This is a genomic window from Thiofilum flexile DSM 14609, from assembly GCF_000380185.1.
Classification (GTDB): domain Bacteria; phylum Pseudomonadota; class Gammaproteobacteria; order Thiotrichales; family Thiotrichaceae; genus Thiofilum; species Thiofilum flexile.
Genome location: NZ_KB904817.1, coordinates 110,197 through 133,125, shown reverse-complemented (window position 1 = coordinate 133,125; position 22,929 = coordinate 110,197). Strand labels below are relative to the sequence as shown.

At 45.1% G+C, this 22,929-nt stretch carries 16 protein-coding genes, 1 tRNA gene and 1 rRNA gene; 8 read left to right on the top strand and 10 right to left on the bottom strand.

Going from position 1 to position 22,929, the window contains the following annotated elements:
- From A3IK_RS0118015 to A3IK_RS0118005, 3 genes are all read right to left on the bottom strand, one after another.
- Positions 1-259 (bottom strand): 16S ribosomal RNA (locus A3IK_RS0118015); the annotation flags it as partial.
- A 450-nt stretch (positions 260-709) separates the two neighbouring features.
- Positions 710-4,192, bottom strand: coding sequence for a DNA polymerase III subunit alpha (gene dnaE, locus A3IK_RS0118010; protein WP_020561369.1), 3,483 nt, complete (start codon positions 4,190-4,192; stop codon positions 710-712).
- A 148-nt stretch (positions 4,193-4,340) separates the two neighbouring features.
- Positions 4,341-5,219 carry an SDR family oxidoreductase gene (locus A3IK_RS0118005; protein WP_020561368.1) on the bottom strand — a complete coding sequence of 293 codons (879 nt, stop codon included), beginning with the start codon at positions 5,217-5,219 and terminating at the stop codon, positions 4,341-4,343.
- Positions 5,220-5,461: 242 nt separating this feature from the next.
- Between A3IK_RS0118005 and A3IK_RS19965 the strand changes: the two genes are divergently transcribed.
- Entirely contained in the window at positions 5,462-7,018 is a 1,557-nt protein-coding gene (locus A3IK_RS19965; protein WP_020561367.1) for a phospholipase D family protein, read from the top strand.
- Positions 7,019-7,049: 31 nt separating this feature from the next.
- On the opposite strand, the gene A3IK_RS0117995 is transcribed toward A3IK_RS19965, so the two are convergent.
- Positions 7,050-7,964: a LysR family transcriptional regulator gene (locus A3IK_RS0117995; RefSeq protein ID WP_020561366.1), complete on the bottom strand. Its 915-nt coding sequence runs from the start codon at positions 7,962-7,964 to the stop codon at positions 7,050-7,052.
- A gap of 299 nt (positions 7,965-8,263) precedes the next feature.
- Here A3IK_RS0117995 and ppsA point away from each other — a divergent pair, with 299 nt between their 5' ends.
- The 3 genes from ppsA to folD all read left to right on the top strand — a co-directional run bounded on the left by ppsA (position 8,264) and on the right by folD (position 12,599).
- Positions 8,264-10,645, top strand: coding sequence for a phosphoenolpyruvate synthase (ppsA, locus tag A3IK_RS0117990; RefSeq protein WP_020561365.1), 2,382 nt, complete (start codon positions 8,264-8,266; stop codon positions 10,643-10,645).
- Positions 10,646-10,854: 209 nt separating this feature from the next.
- A complete protein-coding gene (gene ppsR, locus A3IK_RS0117985; RefSeq protein ID WP_020561364.1) occupies positions 10,855-11,685 on the top strand; it encodes a posphoenolpyruvate synthetase regulatory kinase/phosphorylase PpsR in 831 nt (276 codons plus the stop codon).
- A 56-nt stretch (positions 11,686-11,741) separates the two neighbouring features.
- On the top strand, positions 11,742-12,599 hold the full coding sequence (folD, locus tag A3IK_RS0117980; RefSeq protein WP_020561363.1) for a bifunctional methylenetetrahydrofolate dehydrogenase/methenyltetrahydrofolate cyclohydrolase FolD: 858 nt from the start codon (positions 11,742-11,744) through the stop codon (positions 12,597-12,599).
- A gap of 83 nt (positions 12,600-12,682) precedes the next feature.
- Here the strand turns inward: folD and A3IK_RS0117975 are convergent, their stop codons facing one another.
- Positions 12,683-13,519 (bottom strand): SH3 domain-containing protein, encoded by an 837-nt coding sequence (locus A3IK_RS0117975; RefSeq protein WP_020561362.1) that lies wholly within the window; start codon positions 13,517-13,519, stop codon positions 12,683-12,685.
- A 231-nt stretch (positions 13,520-13,750) separates the two neighbouring features.
- Positions 13,751-14,785 (bottom strand): tRNA preQ1(34) S-adenosylmethionine ribosyltransferase-isomerase QueA, encoded by a 1,035-nt coding sequence (gene queA / locus A3IK_RS0117970; protein WP_020561361.1) that lies wholly within the window; start codon positions 14,783-14,785, stop codon positions 13,751-13,753.
- A 154-nt stretch (positions 14,786-14,939) separates the two neighbouring features.
- On the opposite strand from queA, the gene A3IK_RS0117965 reads away from it, so the two are divergent.
- Positions 14,940-15,023 (top strand) — tRNA-Leu (locus tag A3IK_RS0117965).
- A 167-nt stretch (positions 15,024-15,190) separates the two neighbouring features.
- A complete protein-coding gene (locus A3IK_RS0117960; protein WP_020561360.1) occupies positions 15,191-17,857 on the top strand; it encodes a tetratricopeptide repeat protein in 2,667 nt (888 codons plus the stop codon).
- 55 nt (positions 17,858-17,912) lie between these two features.
- Here A3IK_RS0117960 and A3IK_RS0117955 read toward each other — a convergent pair whose 3' ends face one another.
- From A3IK_RS0117955 to A3IK_RS0117940, 4 genes are read right to left on the bottom strand one after another with little or no spacing between them, the layout of a single operon-like run.
- Entirely contained in the window at positions 17,913-19,088 is a 1,176-nt protein-coding gene (locus tag A3IK_RS0117955) for a UbiH/UbiF/VisC/COQ6 family ubiquinone biosynthesis hydroxylase (RefSeq protein WP_020561359.1), read from the bottom strand.
- Positions 19,085-20,302 (bottom strand): 2-octaprenyl-6-methoxyphenyl hydroxylase, encoded by a 1,218-nt coding sequence (ubiH, locus tag A3IK_RS0117950; RefSeq protein ID WP_020561358.1) that lies wholly within the window; start codon positions 20,300-20,302, stop codon positions 19,085-19,087. Before ubiH ends, A3IK_RS0117955 begins: the two co-directional genes overlap by 4 nt.
- A gap of 2 nt (positions 20,303-20,304) precedes the next feature.
- Complete coding sequence (pepP, locus tag A3IK_RS0117945; protein ID WP_020561357.1) at positions 20,305-21,636, bottom strand: Xaa-Pro aminopeptidase; 1,332 nt, start codon at positions 21,634-21,636, stop codon at positions 20,305-20,307.
- Between the two features lie 26 nt (positions 21,637-21,662).
- A complete protein-coding gene (locus A3IK_RS0117940) occupies positions 21,663-22,241 on the bottom strand; it encodes a UPF0149 family protein (protein WP_020561356.1) in 579 nt (192 codons plus the stop codon).
- 90 nt (positions 22,242-22,331) lie between these two features.
- Between A3IK_RS0117940 and A3IK_RS0117935 the strand changes: the two genes are divergently transcribed.
- Positions 22,332-22,574 carry a hypothetical protein gene (locus A3IK_RS0117935; RefSeq protein ID WP_020561355.1) on the top strand — a complete coding sequence of 81 codons (243 nt, stop codon included), beginning with the start codon at positions 22,332-22,334 and terminating at the stop codon, positions 22,572-22,574.
- Positions 22,575-22,580: 6 nt separating this feature from the next.
- A complete protein-coding gene (locus A3IK_RS0117930) occupies positions 22,581-22,913 on the top strand; it encodes a cell division protein ZapA (RefSeq protein ID WP_020561354.1) in 333 nt (110 codons plus the stop codon).
- Positions 22,914-22,929: the final 16 nt, after the last annotated feature.

Below are 22,929 nucleotides of genomic sequence, written 5' to 3'. Positions count from 1 at the left end.
ATCGCAGGCTTGGTGAGCCTTTACCTCACCAACTACCTAATCCAACGCGGGCTCATCCAATAGTGGCCGAAGCCTTTCCTCCGTAGAGCGTATGCGGTATTAATCTGGATTTCTCCAGGCTATCCCCCGCTACTGGGTAGATTCCCACGTGTTACTCACCCGTGCGCCACTCTCATCCCCGAAGGGACTACCGTTCGACTTGCATGTCTTAAGCATACCGCCAGCGTTCAATCTGAGCCAGGATCAAACTCTTCAGTTTAATCTTTGTGTCAATAGCTTAGCTATACTGTTTAATATGAATACTAAACAACACCACTACCTACCAACGTGTTTTTTGCTCAGAATATATAATAGTGAATTACTTTCTTGACGAAAGTGAATACTTGATACATTCTGTTACTACAGATGATTCAAGCACCCACACAAGTTTATTTGTTTACTTTTTAAATAACTCATTAAGTCTTGCTTAATGTTAGTCTGTCTATTCTATACTGATTTTTTTGTTTGTCAACAACTTTCATCAATTTTTCGAAACAAACTAGATTTTATCTTTTCAACTAACTACCTGATTTTATTACTAATAACGGGTGCTTAGTTTAGCAACTTGCAGTGTGCTGCTTGCTGCGAGGTGCGTATATTAGCCATGTGATTTTAGTTTGCCAAGTACTTTTTTCATTTTTTAGTAACTTTTTTAAAAATCACAAAAAAATCAACTGAATACAAACCTAACATTTTCTTTACCCAGTGCATTGTATAGCTCACGAACACTCGCATCCTTTAAATCGATGCCCCATTGCTCACCCAATCGCACCTCTGCATAGGCTTGATCATTAGCATATTGCACAACAATAGAACAGCTAGACTGCTCTACTGGCTGTAAAAACGGCTTAATTTTATCCAAAGACTGGTTAGAGGTTATCTTTAGGCCGATCTTGCGAATAAAACACTCTCTTATCGACTGCATCGAATGTATCTTTTCCACTCTAAAGCGTGTGCGCCCTATACGCCTATCTGTATCTAGCTGTCCCTCTAAGACGATGCAGGTATCTTTTTCTAGAAACTTGCCAAACTCATTAAAGGTATCGGTAAACACCAAAGCCTCGTAGTAGCCGGTATTATCATCCAACTGAACAAAAGCACGCTTACCATTATCCGTTGCCTGTACTCGTATCGAGGCGACTAGCCCTGCTAACATCACTTTCTCACGAAAATACTCCGTACCATCCTCTTCTGCTAAATCGGCTAAGCGTCTACGTTGTGTTAACCCCTCGACCTCTTGCTTATACTCATCGAGTGGATGTCCAGTCAGATACAGCCCTAATGTCTCTTTTTCTAATTTCAGACGCTCTTTTTCAGGAAATTCAGGTAGCTCAGGCATACTGGCCTCGGTTGGCTCATCATTGACCCCACCAAATAAACCGCCAAATAGATCGACCTGTCCCACATTTTCATTACGGTGATATTGCTCTGCCATGCGTAACGCTTCTGGTAAAAAGGCTAACATCGAACTACGTGTCGCACCTAAGCTGTCACAAGCACCGGATTTAATCAGGGTCTCTAAAACGCGCTTATTCACCTTCTGGGAGTTAACGCGCTGGCATAAATCCGCCAACGACGTAAACTTCCCTTTAGTGCGTCGACTTTCAACAATGACACTCAGAGCAGCCTCACCCGCCCCCTTGACCGCCCCTAGGCCATACAAAATGCTCTTATCCCCTGCTACCGTAAACTCAAAGGCGGAACGATTAATATCAGGTGGTATGATCTCTAACCCTAATTGACGGCAGTCATCTAATAAGGTCACTACCTTATCAGTATTATCCATATCCGCTGACAATACCGCAGCCATGAACGCTGCTGGATAATGCGCTTTGAGCCATGCGGTTTGAAAGGCTACTAACGCATACGCCGCTGAATGCGATTTATTAAACCCATACTCCGCAAACTTCTCCATTAAGTCGAAGATGTAAGTAGCTTGACTTTCATCAATACTATTTTGTCGCGCTCCATCCATAAAAATAGAGCGTTGCTTCGCCATTTCTTCTGGTTTTTTCTTACCCATGGCACGACGCAGCATATCCGCCCCACCTAAGGTGTAATTCGCCAATACCTGCGCGATCTGCATGACCTGCTCTTGGTAAACAATAACACCATAGGTAGGCTTTAGAATTTGCTCTAAGCTCGGATGTGGGTACTCGACTTTAGCAATCCCTTTCTTACGATTAATAAAGTCATCCACCATCCCCGATTGCAGCGGTCCGGGACGGAATAAGGCCACTAATGCAATAATATCCTCAAATACATCGGGCTGAAGGCGACGAATCAAATCCTTCATACCGCGCGACTCCAACTGGAATACCGCCGTGGTTTTTTGTGCTTTTAATAGATCAAAGGAGGCTGGATCATCCAAAGGAATACGATTGATATCTAATGGCTCTTGCCCTTTGGCGGCACGAATTTGATTAATATTGTGCACCGCCCAATCAATGACGGTTAGATTACGTAAACCCAAAAAGTCGAACTTTACTAAGCCAACGGCTTCAACATCATCTTTATCATATTGTGATACCAGCCCCTCGCCCCCTTCCTCACAATAGATAGGGGTAAAATCGGTTAAATCCGACGGTGCGATTAATACGCCCCCCGCATGCTTGCCGGTATTACGTGATAATCCCTCTAGCGACAAGGCTAAATCGAGTAAGGCTTTGACTTCCTCGTCAGAATCATAGAGCTGCTTTAAATCCTCCGCCTCCGCTAATGCCTTAGTGAGTGTCATACCCACTTCAAACGGAATCAACTTAGCAATGCGATCCACAAACCCATAAGGATGACCCAGCACCCGGCCTACATCGCGCACCACGGCTTTAGCTGCCATCGAACCATAGGTAATGATCTGTGAAACCTGATTCCGTCCATAGGTACGCGCCACATAATCAATGACCTTATCACGATTATCCATACAGAAATCGATATCAAAGTCCGGCATGGATACCCGTTCAGGATTCAAAAAGCGCTCAAACAGTAAGTCATAAGCCAGTGGGTCAAGATCGGTAATCTTTAAAGCATAGGCCACCAATGACCCCGCCCCTGATCCCCGTCCAGGGCCTACGGGAATACCATTATCCTTAGCCCATTGAATAAAGTCGGCAACGATAAGAAAATAGCCCGGAAAGCCCATTTTATTAATCACATCTAATTCAATTTTTAGACGCTCATCATAGGGCTTGCGCTTTTCTTCAAATGCGGGGGTGCCACGAGGTGTTTTATCCCCTAATAGAAAATCTAAGCGCTCCTCTAATCCCTCCTCACTGACCTTACAAAAGTATTCTTCTGTAGTCATACCATCTGGAATAGGGAATTGCGGTAAATAATTCTTGCCTAAGGTCAGCGACAGATTGCAGCGCTTAGCAATCTCTATCGTATTTTCTAAGGCACTCGGAATATCAGCAAATAGCTCGACCATTTCCTCAGGAGTACGTAAATACTGTTGCTCACTATAACGCTTGGGGCGTTTAGGATCAGCCATCACATAACCATCCCGAATACAGACCCGCGCATCATGCGCATAGAAATCATCCGAGCTTAAAAAACGCACGTCATTAGTCGCCACGACGGGTACATTAAATTGCAGTGCTAACTCCACCGCTGCTGTTAAATAAATTTCATCCTGATCCCGCCCCGTGCGTTGCAGCTCAATATAATAACGATCCCCAAAGATTTGCAGCCACTCGGTTAAATATTCAGTAGCTAATGCTTGATTACCTGCTAATAAGGCATGCCCTACATCGCCATCTTTAGCACCCGATAGTGCAATCACCCCCTCACTCAACTCTGCCACCCACTCACGCTTCACTCGTGGAATACCTAACACTTGTCCCTCTAGATAGGCGCGAGAAATTAATTTGGTCAGATTGCGATACCCCATATTATTTTGACACAGCAAAATCATATGAAAGGTATTCTGCCGGTCGTGCTCATCTTGCAGTAAAATATCGATGCCAAAAATAGGCTTAATCCCTGCTCCCATCGCCGCTTTATAAAACTTCACCAGCGCAAATAGATTATTCAGATCGGTCATAGCTACGGCTGGCATGGCGGCCTTCTCAACAGCCTTCATCAATGCTTTGATACGGATAGTACTATCCACTAAGGAGTATTCGGTATGGAGGCGTAAATGTACGAATGGAGTCATGGCCTGAATCGCAGGAAATTAAATCAGGTCGTAGTATAACATGGGAGAAAAGGAAGGTATCGGTTCACACAAAACGTGCCCGTAGACACGTTTTGATCACTAGACTATTGGGTGCTTAGTAATAGGTATTCTTTTGATTAGTAAGCACTTAGTGTGCAACCAGTGCCGACTTATGCTCAGCTAACCATTGTGCAAATGGTAGCGGCGCACGTCCAGTTAAGGTGGTAAAGTCTGAAGTAATCGCTGCAAATTGTCCGGCGGCAATATTGGCATCAAATGAAGCAACCATCTGTGCTATAGGCTCTGGTAAACCCGCGTGAACTGCACCGGCTACAATATCAGGTACTCCCACCTGTATCACTTGAATCGTTTTTCCAGCCGTTTTAGCGACTAAATCCACGATTTCTTGGGTGGTAAAGGCCTCGGCTCCAGTTAGGGTGTAAATGCGATTCTCGCTATTATTAGAAGCTAATACCTTAGCGGCTACCCGTGCTAAATCTTCGCGTGCTATATGAGAAAGCTTTCCCTCACCTGCTGCGGTATAGGCTTTACCCGTAGCGAGCCAAACACCCGCGCTGTGTAAAATATTCTCAAAGTACCAAGAATCACGCAGTATCGTCCAAGTCAGCGTGCTTTGCTCCAAGAGCTGCTCGGTCGCTAGATGCTCTGGGGCAAAACTCACCAAACTATTAGCAGGATCCGGCATCGAGGTATAAATAATATGCTGCACCCCGGCTGCCTCTGCTGCTTTAATCGCATTACCATGTTGCGTCAAACGCGTACCAACACCATCGGTACTAATCAGTAATAAACGCCCCGCCCCCGCAAAAGCCTGTTGTAAGGAAGCAACTTCATTAAAATCCGCCACGCGCACCTCTACACCTTTTGCAGCCCAGTCCGCGAGGGATTCTGGTTTGCGGGTGGTAGCAATGATTTGGCTAGGGGGTACTTTTTCTGTTTCGATGAGGTGGCGTAAGACTAATTGCCCTAAATGACCGGATGCGCCGGTGACTAATAATTTCGACATGATCGACTCCTAGGTAAAAGTTAAAATAACTCAGGTAGCGCATGGTAAAGCACTGGTACTTATTTAAGAACCAGCCCTATTATTAAATGGTTTTTCTATCACCCCTAGGTATAAAAGTAATCGGGTATTTCTGGAGCAGTCTTGGCGGCAAGCCCACCATCTTGCCTCATATTTTGACCATCACCTGCTACACTTGAAGAAATCTTATTTATTTTTAGCCATATTTAGAGTCGAAGAAAATCATGGGTGCTTTTTTTAAACGTCATTTTATTATTAGTTTTTTATTATTAGCACTAATAGGACTATTTGTTATCCGTCTACTCGGAGATTATGCCTACCCCGTTGAGCCGGAGCCAAGCCCTGAAATCAGTGTGAATACTACAACACCGTTATATCAGGCTACCCAAGCCGCACTCCAACAAAAGGGGCAGGGTCAACCTAATCTACTATACCCCTTAAGTAATGGCTCAATTGCCCTCCTCAATCGCATTCGCCTGATTGATGTTGCCAAAGATACTATTGATATTCAGTACTACTTATTTCACGATGACGATGCCGGACGCGCACTACTACAAGCCTCGATGGAAGCCGCTCAGCGTGGTGTCAAAGTACGTCTACTCTTAGATGATATGGATATGAAAGGGCGGGATGCTATTTTTGCACGTATTCGGCAGGATCAACCGAATTTACAAATCCGTATTTTCAATCCCTTTTGGTTACGCAGTTTTCGTGTACCAGAGTATTTAGCCCGTTTTCCGCAAGTTACCCGCCGCATGCACAATAAATCCTTTACCGTCGATCAAGTCACTACCATTGTTGGCGGACGCAATGTGGGCAATGAATATTTTAATTATAATAGTGATGTAGCCTTTAATGATTTTGATATGTTGGTATCAGGCGCAGGTGGTCAAGAGGTCACACAGGAGTTTAATACTTATTGGTATAGTGGTCTGGCTTATCCCATTGAAAAACTGGGCACACCGGCTAATGACTCCGTATTTCAATACTGGCAACAGCCAGCACAGCAAGCGCTCAAGACTTATCGTGAGGAAGTAGCTAAACAAAAAGATGCGATTCAAACCTTACTAACGAATAGTAATCAAACCACCTATTATGCCCCTATTAGTGTACTGAGTGATCGCCCTACTAAAGTGATTAGCCCACTCACTGCTATAGCTGGTAATATTACCCATGACATTATTAAGCTCATGCAAAGTGCTAAGCATGAACTCATTATCTCCTCCCCTTATTTTATTCCCGGCGAGCATGGCCTTCAGTTATTTCAAACCTTACGCGATGCAGGCGTTAATATCACGATTTTAACCAACTCGTATGCTGCTAATGATGTAGCTGCAGTACATGCTGGCTATAGCAATTATCGAACTCAACTATTAAGGATGGGGGTGAAGATTTATGAGCTAAAACCCCAGAGTTATCAAGCAGAAGGTTTTTCTCTATTAGGCTCTACCCGCGCGAGTTTACATGCCAAAGCCTTTGTTGTTGATCGTAAGACGGTATTTGTGGGTTCTTTTAATCTTGATCCACGCTCAGCTATCCATAACACTGAAATGGGGATTGTATTTGAAAATAGTCAATATGGGACAAACTCGGTTAAAAGCTCCGAGCACTATATGCAAACGCAGGCCTATCAAGTCGTTCTCAACGATCAAGGTGAATTAGAGTGGCAGGAAACCTCCGGCTCACAAACTAAAATCTACACCTCAGAACCTAATGTTAGTCTACTAGAGCGTATGCTTATTACGGTTATTAGTTGGTTACCCGTGGAATGGCTCATGTAAGGGCTTTGTGTTGCACTTTGCTTAGCGGGGTTTAGATGGATTCATGTTGGAATAAATCTGCATCGACCATTTCTAAAAAGCGCTTCGCTTGGGGAGAGAGAAACTTACCGCGCCGCAAGATCAGCCCATAAGTGCGTGCTGGAAAATAGCGCTCAACGGGTAGGACAGCCAGTTGCTCTTTACCCGTGATGCACATTTCATTGGTAATCGAAATCCCTATATTATCCTCCACATAACGCTTCACCACTTCCCAGCCGCCGCCAGCCTCCATAATCACTTTATAAGTGAGTTGGTACTGGCGGAACACGGTATCGATCATATGCCAAATAGGCACATGACGCGGTGGTAAAATCATGCCATAGGGACTAATGTCCTCTAAAGTCACTTGCTTTTTCTTCGCCAGCGGATGATCCATTGCGGTAATCAAAATCGACTTAAACCCCACAAAAGGCTTATAAGCAATATTATCTGGCACCTGTGCTAAAGAACCCACCGCAAAATCGACTTGATCCTCTAATAAGGGCTTTAAGCCTGCGGGCATACTGTAGTTATGCAGATTAATCCGAATACCGGGATAGGTGTGATGAAAGCGCTCAATATATTCCGGCAAAATATACAAAGAAGTCGAATGCCCAGCGGCAATATTTAGCTCCCCATCCTCAATTTTTCCCAAACTCGCGGCAAAGGTTTCACGCAAGGAGTCAATGCCGGCAGTCAAAGGCTGAATCAATTGGTAAAGTGTTTTTCCTTCCGGGGTTAATTTTACACTCGGCCCGCGCCGCTCCAATAGTTTCTCCCCCATTTCACGCTCTAAGGCTTGGATTTGTAAGGAAACCGTGGGCTGACTGATATGTAATTGCTCTGCGGCATGGGTAATATTTTCTTTTTGTGCCACGACACAGAAAGTACGCAACAATTTATAGCGAGTTTGTTTGTAATAGTGCATGACTGTGTTGCCTAAGGCTTAATAATTTAAGAACTCAATACTAATGATTGAAACAATTGATTTTAACAATAACGGCCTGATTTGTTAAGGTAGCGCTCATCGAACATTCATTGAATGTTTATCCAATGCTAACTGTGGTGCTTGCGACGTCAATTAGGACGTCGCTCTTTTTTTGAGCACACTATTCTTAGCTCAGCATAAAACAATAGCACAATTTCATCCCGCACCCGCACGCATAATGTTACCATCTAGTCTATAAAAGCTTTATTTAGTCCCTTGCCATCTCAGGAGCGTTCTCAATGGCTGATTACATTCTTTGGTTCAACCAGTTAGGTATGCATGATGTAAATCTAGTAGGCGGCAAAAATGCCTCACTAGGGGAAATGATTAGTAACTTAGCTAATGTCGGCGTGAGTGTCCCTAATGGTTTTGCTACCACCACTTATGCCTATCGTGAGTTTCTCGACTCGAACCAAATCACTCAGCGCATTAATGACTTACTGGCTAGCCTTAATGTGGATGATATTCCAGCCCTTAATGCCGCCGGAAAAACCATTCGCGGCTGGGTCATGGATGCCCCCCTACCGCCTAATTTACTCGCCGCTGTGACCGATGCTTATCAACAGCTTGCGGCAGGTTCTGGCGATACGGCCTCCTTTGCGGTGCGTTCCTCTGCAACCGCTGAAGATTTACCCGATGCCTCTTTTGCCGGTCAACAAGAAACATTTCTGAATGTACGTGGCTTAGACAATGTCATTGCTGCCATTAAAGAGGTCTTTGCTTCGCTCTATAATGATCGTGCTATCTCCTACCGTGTGCATCAAAACTTTGAGCATGACAAAGTATTCTTATCAGCAGGCGTACAAAAAATGGTACGTAGCGATATTGGTGCGAGTGGTGTGCTATTCACCTTAGACACCGAATCGGGCTTTCGAGACGCTGTCTTTATCACCGGAGCCTATGGTTTAGGTGAAACTGTGGTGCAAGGGGCGGTCAATCCTGATGAGTTTTATGTCTATAAACCGAATCTTACTGCACAACGTCCGGCTATTTTATCGCGTCGCTTAGGCTCTAAAGCCATTGAAATGGTCTATGACACGGGTAGCACGCATACTAAAGCGACTTTAGTGCGTGAAGTGGATAGTGCTCGCCGCCAGCGTTTTTGTATTACTGATGCCCAAGTAGAAGAACTCGCTCGCCAAGCCCTCATTATTGAAAAACATTATGGTCGCCCAATGGATATTGAATGGGCACTCGATGGGGGCGATGGCAAACTCTATATTGTACAAGCTCGCCCTGAAACTGTCGAAAGTCGAGCCAGTAATACCGTGATTGAGCGCTATAACCTAGAGAGTAAAGCACCCCCGATTTGTGAAGGACGGGCGATTGGACAAAAAATCGGTCAGGGACCTGCCCGTGTGATTATGAGTATCGACCAAATCGATGAAGTCAAAGAAGGTGATGTGCTGGTCACGGATATGACAGATCCTGACTGGGAACCGATTATGAAACGTGCTTCAGCCATTGTGACGAATCGCGGGGGGCGCACCTGTCATGCGGCAATTATTGCCCGTGAAATGGGGATTCCTGCGGTAGTAGGCTGTGGTAATGCCACCCGACTGATTAAAAACGGTGATCCTATTACCGTCTCCTGTGCCGAAGGCGATACTGGCTATATCTATCCGGGCTTATTAGGTTTTGGTAAAAGTACTACCGATACCGGCAAACTTCCGGAGCTTTCCGTCAAAATTATGATGAATGTGGCAACACCCTCTAAAGCCTTTGCGTTTTCACGTACACCGAATGCCGGTGTCGGTTTAGCCCGTTTAGAATTCATTATCTCCAAAACGATTGAAGTTCACCCTAAAGCACTGTTGGAATTTGCTAGCCTACCATCTGAGCTTAAAGCCACCATTAGTGAAAAAATTGCAGGCTATGCCGATCCAGTCAGTTTCTATGTTGAGAAATTAGCCGAAGGTATCAGTACTCTAGCTGCTGCGTTCTATCCCAATAAAGTGATTGTGCGCATGTCGGATTTTAAGTCCAATGAATATGCCAATCTGATTGCGGGTGATCGTTATGAGCCGCATGAAGAAAACCCTATGATCGGCTATCGCGGGGTCTCGCGCTATTTATCCCCTTCTTTCCAAGAATGTTTTGCGCTGGAATGTAAAGCCTTGCGTAAAGTACGTGATGAGATGGGTTTGACCAATGTAGAGATTATGATCCCCTTTTGCCGCACCGTGGAAGAAGCGCAACAAGTCACCGAACTACTCAAAGCCAATGGTATTGAGCGCGGTAAAAATGGGCTACGCCTGATTATGATGTGTGAGATTCCTTCTAATGCCATTCTCGCGGATGAATTTTTGGCCTATTTTGATGGCTTCTCGATTGGCTCGAATGATATGACCCAGTTAACACTAGGCTTAGATCGAGACTCTGGCCTCATTGCTCATCTCTTTGATGAACGCAATCCAGCGATTAAGAAAATACTTAAACTCGCGATTGATGCCTGTCACCGTCAAAACAAATACATCGGTATTTGCGGTCAAGGGCCTTCGGATTACCCCGACTTTGCGGCTTGGCTACACGAGCAAAAAATTACCAGTATTTCTTTAAATCCCGATACCGTGGTAGATACTTGGCTCTATCTGGCTAATTTAGAGAAACACGAAAGTTAATTACACTTAAACTATATTTAGAGTGAATTAAATACTTGGTAAAAAGTAATCGAGCATTTCTTCCGCAGTCGCTGTGAATACATCCCTGTACGCTACAAGGCGGCATCCATGCCGCCAAGACTGCTCCAGAAACACTCGATTACTTTTAGATAGCTGCCTAGCTCACTCTAAACACTCAGTCAGTTTCATGATAAGGAGAGATATTTCTTATGCCTAATCAGCGTACTGTTTATTATTTATCAGACCGTACTGGTATTACGGCTGAAACCTTAGGCCATAGCTTACTGACTCAATTTGATGGCTTTGAATGGCGTAAAGTGAGTATTCCTTTCTTAGATAATGAAGAACAGGCCAAAGAAGTCGCCGAGCAAATTAATCAAGCGGCGGAGCGTGATGGTCAACGCCCCCTCGTGTTTAGCACGATTATTACCACTGAAATACGCCGCCCGATTGAGCAAGCCAATTGTGCGCTCTATGATTTTTTTGAGACCTTTATTGGTGCTATGGAGATTGAACTAGGGCAAGCATCCGCCCATGCGGTGGGGCGCTCGCATAGTATGCATAATACCTCCTCCTATTTTAATCGTATTTCTGCCATTAATTACTCCTTGAGTAATGATGACGGCATGAACTTACGCAATTTTGATAAAGCCGATGTGATTCTGATTGGGGTATCACGCTCTGGTAAAACTCCGACCTGTCTCTATATGGCACTGCAATATGGCATTTCTGCCGCTAACTATCCCCTCACCGAAGAGGATATGGAAACACGCGAGTTACCTAAATCCTTAGAACCTTACCGCGATAAATTATTTGGTTTGACCCTTAGCACAGAACAGCTTATTCAAATTCGTCAAGAACGCCGCCCGAATAGTCGTTATGCCTCCGCTGAGCAATGTGAGCAAGAATTAAAATGGCAACAAGAACTCTATCAACGCCATCAAATTGCGTTTATTGATACCACCAATATTTCTATTGAAGAAATTTCCACCACCATTTTGAAACAGAAAAAGCTTAAACGCCGCCTATATGGTGAGTGACAGTACGGTTAGGGTGTGTACAATTGCCTTTTTTCTACATTGTGAAGAGTTAGACCATGACCGCTCAACTCATAGATGGTAAACACGTCGCCGCTCAAGTACGTGCGGAAGTGCGTGAAAAAATCCAGCAGCGCCAACAACAAGGTAAACGGCAACCCGGTTTAGCTGTCATTTTAATTGGTAATGATCCCGCCTCTCAGGTGTATGTGAATCATAAGCGTAAAGCCTGTGAGGAAGTGGGGATTATGTCACGCTCGTATGACTTACCTAGCGAAACGACCCATTATGAACTAGTTGAGCTTATTGATAGTTTAAATGATGACCCAGCGATTGATGGGATTTTAGTGCAACTACCACTACCAGCTCATTTAGATGCTTCCCTGATTATTGAACGGATTAGCCCGAATAAAGATGTTGATGGTTTCCATCCTGCCAATATTGGCAAATTAACCTTGCGCATTCCGGGCTTGCGTCCTTGTACGCCTTATGGGGTGATTCGCCTGTTAGAAAGTATTGGCGAGCCTTTTAAAGGGCGTCATGCTGTTGTGGTCGGTGCTTCTAATATTGTGGGTCGCCCGATGATGTTAGAGCTGATTTTAGCGGGTGCTACCGTGAGTATTTGCCATCGTTTTAGTGGTGATGTTACCGAGCATTTAGTACGTCAGGCTGATATTGTCGTGGTGGCGGTAGGTAGACCGAATATGATTAAGGGTGAGTGGATTAAAGAAGGTGCCACCATTATCGATGTCGGCATTAATCGCTTAGCCGATGGACGCTTAGTGGGTGATGTAGAGTTTGAAGTCGCTAAAGAACGTGCAGCCTATATTACGCCTGTTCCGGGAGGGGTAGGGCCTATGACGGTGGCTATGTTAATGCAAAACACATTGGAAGCTTGTGGTAAACATTCGTTTTAACCCTAACCACACAAAATATACTCTATTCAATAAAAAAGGCGTTCATATGAACGCCTTTTTTACAATAACAAGCCTAACGTCGATTATTTTTTAGCTTCTGCAGCGGCAGCTTCAGCGGCTAAACGATTTAACAAATCAGATGGCAATGCATTGCTTTGTTGTAAGCGACGAACGACTGATGCAGGTAAGCATACTAGCTCTGGTTTAGCAGGTGCTAATAATGGACCATTGCTGCAACGACGACGTTTCGCATCGCCAATACGAGTTTGCTCTGGGTCTAAACGTAAGTAGCTAGCATTTACCCAACCATTTTGACCCGCCCAACGGACATGCGCCCACTCATCAGCCCCTACTTGAGCAATACGGCCTAATTTAACCACCCAAGTGGCATTATGAGGAATCTCAACCGCAATGGCAGTTTCACCAGACTCAACATACATCATTAAGCTTTGACCTGCTTTTAAACCTTGTACAGAGTAAATAGGTACAGAGCGGAAAGGTATACCTTTAGCAGCTTCTGGGTAACCGCAGCACATTTTGTCTTTTACGGCTGGGTTTTTAATGCACTCACGACGAGTACGAGCGATTTCAGTGGCTTCAGGGTCAAACGCTAAGCGGCTTGATACCACCCAACCGGTTTGATCGTCCCAAGATACTTTTTCCCACAGTACATCACCGACGAGTACTTGAGCATTACGGCGTACAATCCAGCGTCCATTATGGGGGATATTAACGATAATGCCGCGACCCGGTTCTGTATATAAACGTAATACCTTACCAGGTGTTAAACCTGATACCTGATAAATCTCTGTGCTATTAGAAGGTAAGGTTAAAGGAGCAGCACTAGCCGTCATAGATACTGCACTCATCAGTACGGCTGCGAATAATGCGGGGAACATGGATTTTAACATAGCTTTCATCTTTCATTTTCCTCTGACAAAGCAATCCCCATCCTGGAGATTACTACCTAAGTAAAGCATCAAAATAAGGAATGCTGGGTCATCCCATTTAGAATGAAGCATTCGACACACAACTTAAAGTTTTTCTTTAAGCATACATTCATTCTATAGTTTACGACAATTTTACAACAGTATGTTGCGGAATTATCATGAAGTTGCTAATAGGCAACAATTAATCGACCGACGAATTGACTAATTGTTCCCATTGCGGGTTAAAAACATCGCGTCTCCATAACTAAAGAAGCGATAATGCTCTTTAACAGCATATTGATAACCTTTGAAAATATTAGCATATCCGGCAAAAGCAGAGACTAATATCAATAAAGTTGATTCGGGTAAATGAAAATTAGTCACCATCGCATCTACCACATTAAACTGAAAACCGGGCTTAATAAACAACTGGGTATCGGCATAAAAAGGCTCTAATACTCCCGAACGTGCCGCACTCTCTAAGCTACGCACGCTCGTTGTACCAACTGCAATCACTCTGCCACCGCGAGCTTTACACGCCTGCACGGCAGCACAAGTCTCTTTGCTCACCTCTGCATATTCAGTATGCATCTTATGCTCAGTTAAATCATCGACGCGCACTGGCTGAAAAGTTCCTGCACCTACATGCAAAGTCACCGAAGCAAATTCCACCCCTTTAGCTTTTAGCCGCTGGAGAATTTCTTCATCAAAATGTAACCCTGCTGTTGGTGCGGCAACCGCTCCCGGACGCTCTGCAAATACCGTCTGATAACGCTCACGATCACTGATTTCGTCTTGCCGCGTGATATAAGGCGGTAGCGGTATATGACCATGTTGTTCAAGTGCTGTTAAGAATGGCAGCGTACCTAGGAGTTTAATTTTAAACAAATCATCCTGACGAGCTGTGATTTCTATTTCTAAAACAGACTCCAGTGTTAAGCGAGCACCCACCTTGGGGGCTTTACTCGCCCGAATATGCGCTAATGCCGAATATTCATCAAGAATACGCTCAATGAGTACCTCAACTTTTCCGCCGGTATTTTTCTGCCCATATAGGCGAGCAGGGATAACACGAGTATTATTAAATACTAATAAATCCCCTGCATTTAATAAGCCTATAATGTCAGCAAATTGCTGATCACGGTATTCCCCTGTATTACCATCTAGCACCAGCAGACGACTAGCCGAGCGTTCGGCTAGGGGATAGTGAGCAATTAGCTCTGGGGGTAATTCGTAATAAAAGTCACTTAGCTTCATCAATTTTGCCTAACTAGAAGTTTAAACCCTTCCTCACCTCTTCCAGATTTGCCTCTAGGGGCGTGGATTGAAACAAACAAATAAACACGGGGGCAGATAATACAAAAAAACTATCGACAAAGCGCTAAAAAACGTTAGAATATGCAGCCTTAATGCCGGGATGGCGGAATTGGTAGACGCAGTGGATTCAAAATCCACCGTTGGTGACAACGTGCGAGTTCGAGTCTCGCTCTCGGCACTTCCTCAGACAAACAATCCATAAATGGATTACTCCTTGTCAGTTTCAAACTTTTATCTTCCCTTATTACCCATCTGCTAAAGCCTAACAATATTTAACAAATCCTCTTTTCTCGCTTACTATGGTTTATGCTATGTTACCAGTGACTCAACTGGGAGCAGTCAGCTATGCCGCAATTCATTGGACGAGAAGTTTGGCTTCAGCGTTTTCAAGATTACTTAAATGCCCCTCACGGTACGATCTGGCGTATTACCGGACAGCCCGGTATTGGTAAAAGTACGCTACTCAAACAATTTGAGCACATCTGTACCGAGCAGCAACGTCCTAATATTTGGTTAGATTTAGAAGGCTTTTCCTCTACACAAGGTTTAGAGGTACTAGCAGCCTTTGCTCGTGCTGCACAGTTTTTTGATACTGAAAAAACTAACAAAAGCTGGAAAGAAAAAGCGGGCGAAGGATTTAAGACCGTTACGGGTGGTATTGTTGGTGCTTTAGAGCTGAGTAAAGACTTGATTCCAGCAGGTGAGGCCGTCGTGGGTGGGGCAAAAATACTGGTGGGTCTTGCTGAAGGTGTGGCTGGAAGTGCGGCACAATTGAGTGAGGCAGCGGCTGCGGCTCATCCTGAGTTATATTTGTTAGAGGCCTTAGTTGCTGCGGGTAAGCATCGCCCTGTTTGTCTCCTTGATACTTATGAAACTATTTTACGCGCTGATTTGACCCTCAAAAGCCGTCTAGTGCTGGGTATGGGGCAAGCCCGTGAAGCGAGTGAAAAAACCTATCGAGCCGCTCAATGGCTAGCGGACGTAGTAGAGTATTTAGCTCAACACGGTTGGCGCATAATAGTCGGCGGACGTGAAGTACCTCGTAGTCAGGCTGATAGTCAATTACCGCGCTTTTCTGAGGCAGAAATAATCCAAGCGGCTCAACAACGTCCGGCTTTAAGTGCCTATATTCCTGAGCAATCCCCTGCCCTAATTCAAATACTTGACGCTTTATCGTTTGGGGGTAATCCATTATGGCTTCAGGTGGCTATGAATCTGCTGGAAAACTTATTGGCTGAAGGTAAAGACCTGAATGAGTTAGCACAGCAACCACAGTACTTGCAGACCTGTTTTGAGCAGGAAGACCCGTTTGATGTGGGCATGTATGAGGGGATTGAGCATGGGCGTTGTAAGTTGGCACTCATTCAAACGCTGACTCGCTCAATTCAGGATTTGGAAGGGCAGGCTTGGAAAATTGCCTTACCACGGGTGTTGGATAAGGGGATTGTCACCCAACTATTTGAGCCGACTCAAGCTAATGCGATTTTGCATAATTTTAATTTGGCAGGGGTATTTCGTAAGAGTGGACAGCAGTTTCGGTTGCATGAGGAGATTCGGGATTTATTGTTAGCGTATGCGCGGAGTAAGGGTTGGCTGGAGACTGAGGAGACGCGGGCGCTGCATGGGAAATTATGGGAGTACTTGAATCAGACCTACGCTCACAATATGGCAAATTATCCCCCCTTATGGATGGCAGAAGCTTGTTATCAGCGTGTGATGTCGGGAGTGGGATTAGTTGATAAAAATATTGACCAAAAAACCTTTTGGTTTGAATTTGGTAGCTCTACCTATTACGATTTGAATAGAAAATGGCAATTTGTCCATAGGCTTCACGAACTATCCAGTGAAGCAATCCAAAACTTACGCAATCAATTAGTGAGGGAAAAACAACGCTTTTATACCCTGTTAGGATCAGCTACTACGGATAAGCTACATCAAGACTTAGCTGAAGGTATCGTTACTTCACCTTGGGAAATTAATTACTGGCAACAACGTGTTAATCAATATGGTTTAGTAGGAGATTATTACGCACTACAAATTGCCCACCATGATCCCACCGAGAAAATTAGTGTTATTGATCAATTATTTGATAAATTTAAACACTCTCCTGATATTGAAGCACAAAATATCTGTAGTAAGATGCTCGTTAACAAAGGCTGGACTCTAAGTGAAAAACTCAATGACCCGCAAGGCGCTATCGATACCTATGATTTACTCTGGCAACACTTTCATGGCTCCACCACTCCCGCTATTCAAGAATCGTGTGTCAAGGCGCTCATCGGCAAGGGCCTAACACTAGGTAAAAAATTCAATGACCCGCAAGGTACTATCGATACCTACGATCTACTCTGGCAACACTTTCACAACTCCACCACTCCCGCTATTCAAGAATCGTGTGTCAAGGCGCTCACCAGCAAGGGCCTAACACTAGGTGAAAAATTCAATGACCCGCAAGGCGCTATTGATACCTACAACCTACTCTGGCAGCACTTTCACGACTCCACCGTTCCCGCTATTCAAGAATGGTGTGCTCAGGCGCTCTACTACAAAGGCGTAACACTAGGGCGTGTAAATGACTTGGCAGGTGCCATTAGCACTTTTAAACAACTACTCAACGCTTACCAAGCCATAGAACACTCTGCAATAAAACAGCAATGTGAAAGGGCTAACGCTAATCTAGCCGAACTATTACTCGCTTCTGGTCAGACCGAGGAAGCAATCCCACTCCTCCAGCAAGTCTTAGCTCGCACCGATCATACTCAACAAGAATCTGTCATTATGCCCTTCCTACTCTGGGTAGCAGATGAGTTCTCCCTAGAGCAAGTACTCAACGCCATTCGTGCTTTAGCACCTGAAGTGACTTTTGAATGGAGCTTTGAAGAAATCCGCCCCAGAATCAATCAGCTCCCCGAACCCAAATACTCACAAGCCCAATGTTTCCTAAACTACTTTGAAAATCACCATCAGATTGATCAACTTGAGCAATGCTTAGCCAACATTAGCCCCACATAAAAAAGGGTGAACACTCACCCTTTTTCAAATCAACCCTGCAATTTAAGCCCAGTATTCACCCCACACCCAAGGCATGTCGTGCTAACTGTCCTTTCACCCACGACATTTGATTCACTAAACTTAAGCCCTGATTACGTAGCAGTTGCCACACCGGCATGTTATTACCAAACAATAAGCTAAAGCCCTCCATACTATGGAGTGTTAAGGCATTATCCGCCTTACGTGCTCGCTCATAACGGCGCAGCACCTTAAAACTCGCCCAGTGCTGACTATCCTGCAATAACTGCTCGGCTAACTCAGCCACATCTTTTAGCCCTAAATTCACCCCTTGCCCCGCCAAAGGATGAATCGTATGTGCGGCATCCCCCACCAACACCACACGCTCAGCACAATACTGCGCTGCATGTCGCCCTTTTAAAGGAAAGGCTGCTCGCTCACTCACACTCAACACCTGTCCTAACCGATAATCTAAGGCTTGAGCCAAATGCTGTTTAAATAGGCTTTCTGCTTGTAAGACATAAGCATCCGCTTGATCAGCCGGTAGTGTCCATACAATCGAACAACATTGTGGGTCCGGTAATGGCAAAAAAGCTAAGGGGCCAGTCGGCATAAAACGCTGCCACGCCGTCCATTGATGCGGTAATTCAGTCTGAACGACACAAACTAAACCCTGTTGAGCGTAATCAGTCACCTTAATATCAATAGCCGCCCAATCCCGCACCGCTGACTTAGCACCATCGGCTCCGACTAATAGCGCTGTTTCTAGTATCTGCCCCGTACTTAACTCAACACTTAAACCTTTATCCGTATAGCTTGCGTTTTTAAACTGTACCGGACTAAAGACTTTCACAGCGTCCAGCTCCAGCAAACGCTCCTGTAGCGCTAATTGAATCACGCGATTTTCAATAATATGCCCTAAGTCTGTCTCGCCTAAGTCCGCCGCATCAAAACGAATTTCACCCGAACCTGTACTATCCCAAACCACCATAGACTCATAGGGAGCAGAGCGACGTTTGACTATCCCCTCCCATACCTTAACCTTACGCAAGATATGTTCAGAGGCACGACTTAAAGCACTCACCCGTAATTCATAGGGACTATTAGGCTCTAGCTCGGTTGCCAGTGCTGTTTCTAACACAGCTACCCGTTTACCGGCTTGCCCTAATAAAGCGGCTAACGCCCCTCCGACCATGCCGCCCCCGACAATGACTACATCAAAGTATTCACTCATACTCGTAACTCCGCTCCGCGTGCTAATCGCGCTTTACGTTGATTTATCCCCATACTTTGCTGAGTCACCCAACGCCGCAAAGGTGGCACTCGATCCATCACGCTCAAACCACCGGCGCGTAAATGCCCTAATAAACCATGATCATTAGAAAACAACCGTACCAAACTATCGGTATAGGTAATCGTCTGCCGATAATCCTGCTCACGAGCCGCAGCATAGTTCGCTAATAAAACATCCGAGCCAATATCTGTTTGATTAGCCACTGCCTCGGCTAAGAGATCCGCTAATACAGCGACATCCCGTAAGGATAAATTCAAACCCTGTCCCGCAACGGGGTGAATCGCATGGGACGCATTTCCCATAATAATGGAACGTGTAGCCGTTTCCTGTGTGGTTTTAACTAAAGTAAGAGGATAGGCCGCCCGCTTCCCGACCTTTGTAAAGCGCCCTTGCCGATAACCAAAGGCTGCTTGCAATTGGGCTAAAAACGCCTCATCAGACTTATTCATCACCTCAGCTACCTGCGCATGAGGCAGCGTCCAGACCACCGAATACCGTTGCTGTGTCATGGGTAATAAGGCAATAGGCCCCTTAGAGGTAAAACGTTCATAGGCGGTTTGATTCGGCAAGTATTCGGTGGAGACATTCGTGATAATGGCGGTTTGACCATAATCGCGCTGTGTTGTACTAATCCCCAATTGCTCACGAATCGGTGAACGCGCTCCATCGGCAACCACTAACAGTTTAGTATTGAGGGTGCGCGTACTATCCCCCTCTTGAATGACCACCTCGACCTGATCGGTACTTGGGCTAACCTTGACCACCGTAGCGGGCATCAATAGCTCAAAATACTCGGCACTCGGTAAAGCCTGATATAGCACTCGACCGAGGACGCGATTTTCTACTACATAGCCGAGTGCAGGAACGTTTTCTTGTGATGCGTGAATGCGGGTAGCACCAAAGTGACCGCGATCAGAGACGTGAATATGCATAATCGCTTCACTATCGGCCTCAATCTCTGACCAAAGCCGCATACCTTGATAAATCAAGCGCGAACCATGCGACAAGGCTACGGTACGATCATCGTAGCTAGGCTGTTGGCTGGATTCCAATGCAAACGCTTCAATCAATCCCACTTTGAGATTTAGGGGTTTAAGCGCTACCGCAAGGCTTGCGCCCACCATTCCCCCCCCCACAATCACTACATCAAACATAGCTATATGCCTTTGCCCTGTGCCATTAAACTCTCAATAGCACTAATCTCTTTAACTACTCCTGCGGTGAGCACTTCGCATCCTGATTCGGTGACTAACACATCATCCTCAATACGAATACCAATATGCCACCACTTAGGATCAATTCCCTCTTCAGCAGGAATATACAACCCAGGTTCTACGGTCAAGACCATTCCTGCTTGTAAACGTCGCCATTCACCCTCTACCTTATAAGCGCCTACATCATGCACATCCAACCCTAACCAATGTCCGGTGCGGTGCATATAAAACTTACGGTATAAACTATCGGCGAGTATTTTGTCCTTGGCTTCGGTCAATAAACCCAGATTAATTAAGCCATCGACCAAGACACTGACGGCTGCTTGATGCACATCGTCCCACAAAGCATCGGGGCGCACGGTATTAATGGCAGCATATTGAGCATCCAATACCACTTGATACAGCGCTTTTTGGGCAGGCGAAAACTTACCATTCACGGGGAAGGTGCGAGTAATATCACTGGCATAACATTGATACTCAGCACCCGCATCGATGAGTAGTAAATCCCCTGCATTCAGAGGGTCACGGTTTTCAATATAATGCAAAATGCAGCCATTTTTACCGCCCCCCACAATCGAGGTATAGGCGGTTTCCATTCCATGACGGCGAAACTCATGGGCAATAACGGCCTCTACCTCATACTCATACATGTCTGTTTGGCACACTTGCATGGCTCGCGTATGTGCCTGTGCTGCAATCTGCGCGGCATGGCGCATGACCGCTAGCTCCGCTTCGGATTTAATCAGGCGCATCTCATGTACAAGTTCATCTAGCATTTTGAAGGTAGTCGGCGCTTTAATCCCCGCGCGAACTTGAGCACGAACACCATTGAGCCACGTAAAGACTTGCTTATCAAAGATCCAATCCATTCCCATGCGATAATAAACGCAATCTTTATTCGCCAAGAGTTTGGGCATAATCTCGGCTAGTTGGCTAATAGGGTAAGACTCATTCGCACCATATTTAGCCTTTGCTCCCTCAATACCGGCTCGATAGCCCGTCCATTGTTCGGCAGCCGGATCACGCTCGCGACAAAATAATACATACTCGCCTTCAGCACGATTAGGAATCAGCACTGCCACGGCTTCCGGCTCATTAAATCCGGTTAAATAATAAAAATCACTATCTTGGCGAAAGATATACTCAGCATCATGATTACGAGTTTTGAGTGTGCTTGCATTAATAATAGCCACACTATCCGCCCCAATGTGTTTGAGTACTCGTTGGCGACGTTCGGCATATTCTGTAAAGCTGATTTCTGGCATGGCAGCCATGTCTAACCCTCAATTATTTATTAGTATTAATGCAAAGTATCTTGCGCTTGATGCGGCTTGCCCACAATAGGCTGATTTTCCTCGTTGAACATTAAAATCCCTACACTTAAAAAGGATTTTAGTTCTTCAAAGGCTGCCTCCGATTCGTCCTCATCCGTGACATCCATCTCACCAGAGGCTCCAATTTTCACCATATCCTCAAACCATTCCTTAGCGGTTGGTTTTAAATCGGTGAGGGTTTTCAACCCAGAGGCTGCGACCCCAAAGGCTACGCCCTGACACCATTGTTGTAAGCAGTAAACCCGCTCATCTAAGTCAAACTCCTCTGGAGGCAATAACATTTCAAAAGCCAACTCATTACTATTCAACGAGTTCTTAGCATGCTCGAATAGTTGCGTGAGCATTTTAGCGGCTTCTTGCACATAGACATCCTGTGCATCAGCAGCAGAAGGCAATACTTGTTTTAACCACTGGACTAAACGGGTTTCACGTTGAACCGCTAACATGCCACAGGCCATCCCTTGGGCTTCTGATGCAGTATGATCGGCATTAATTCGTTCTAGTGCTTGCTCCAGCACTAAAAAATCAGGTAGCTTGTCACTCAAACCAGTACTCCTTAGGATTGAAAAGTGTATTATGTGCCGATTGGCTGCTTTTCGCCTACTTTTACTCTCACAGTTTGCTATTGATGTTGTATGACCACACTGAATCAACCCCCATTAATTGCTAGCCGCTTTAGTGCACTAGAGAAACAACTTGAGCAACTTCATCGCTTAATAGACAATTTAGCGAGTGAAAATGAAGCATTGCGCCAGCGGGAAAAACAGCTCATCAAAACCTGCCAACTGTTAGATCAGAAAAATACTAAAGCATGTGCTCAAATTGAGGCTATTATTAGCCAATTGAAACAACAAATGCCCACATCACCCCAAACTTAAATAACTATGGATAACAGCATTAATCCGGTCAAAGTGCGTATACTCGATAAAGAGTTCATTATTGCCTGCCCTGACGGTCAACAAGTTGCTTTGATTGATGCTGCTAAACGCGTCGATGGAGAAATGCGCCGCCTACGTGATGGCGGTAAAATCATGGGCATCGATCGCATTGCTATTGTGGTAGCGCTTAATTTAGCGCATGAATTACGTAACCTACAACAATCCACCGTACTCAGTACCGATGAACACGCGCTCCATGAGCAGCTCCAGCATTTACAGGATAAACTAGACTGGCTACTCAGCCAATATAATAAAAACCTACCCAACACCTCATCCTAAAGCCCATAAGTACTTG

Excerpts from the sequence above, each read along its gene's own strand:
- dnaE (WP_020561369.1), bottom strand. The coding sequence starts at position 4,192 with ATGACTCCATTCGTACATTTACGCCTCCATACCGAATACTCCTTAGTG.
- A3IK_RS0118005 (WP_020561368.1), bottom strand. The coding sequence starts at position 5,219 with ATGTCGAAATTATTAGTCACCGGCGCATCCGGTCATTTAGGGCAATTA.
- A3IK_RS19965 (WP_020561367.1), top strand. The coding sequence starts at position 5,462 with ATGGGTGCTTTTTTTAAACGTCATTTTATTATTAGTTTTTTATTATTA.
- A3IK_RS0117995 (WP_020561366.1), bottom strand. The coding sequence starts at position 7,964 with ATGCACTATTACAAACAAACTCGCTATAAATTGTTGCGTACTTTCTGT.
- ppsA (WP_020561365.1), top strand. The coding sequence starts at position 8,264 with ATGGCTGATTACATTCTTTGGTTCAACCAGTTAGGTATGCATGATGTA.
- ppsR (WP_020561364.1), top strand. The coding sequence starts at position 10,855 with ATGCCTAATCAGCGTACTGTTTATTATTTATCAGACCGTACTGGTATT.
- folD (WP_020561363.1), top strand. The coding sequence starts at position 11,742 with ATGACCGCTCAACTCATAGATGGTAAACACGTCGCCGCTCAAGTACGT.
- A3IK_RS0117975 (WP_020561362.1), bottom strand. The coding sequence starts at position 13,519 with ATGAAAGCTATGTTAAAATCCATGTTCCCCGCATTATTCGCAGCCGTA.
- queA (WP_020561361.1), bottom strand. The coding sequence starts at position 14,785 with ATGAAGCTAAGTGACTTTTATTACGAATTACCCCCAGAGCTAATTGCT.
- A3IK_RS0117960 (WP_020561360.1), top strand. The coding sequence starts at position 15,191 with ATGCCGCAATTCATTGGACGAGAAGTTTGGCTTCAGCGTTTTCAAGAT.
- A3IK_RS0117955 (WP_020561359.1), bottom strand. The coding sequence starts at position 19,088 with ATGAGTGAATACTTTGATGTAGTCATTGTCGGGGGCGGCATGGTCGGA.
- ubiH (WP_020561358.1), bottom strand. The coding sequence starts at position 20,302 with ATGTTTGATGTAGTGATTGTGGGGGGGGGAATGGTGGGCGCAAGCCTT.
- pepP (WP_020561357.1), bottom strand. The coding sequence starts at position 21,636 with ATGGCTGCCATGCCAGAAATCAGCTTTACAGAATATGCCGAACGTCGC.
- A3IK_RS0117935 (WP_020561355.1), top strand. The coding sequence starts at position 22,332 with ATGACCACACTGAATCAACCCCCATTAATTGCTAGCCGCTTTAGTGCA.
- A3IK_RS0117930 (WP_020561354.1), top strand. The coding sequence starts at position 22,581 with ATGGATAACAGCATTAATCCGGTCAAAGTGCGTATACTCGATAAAGAG.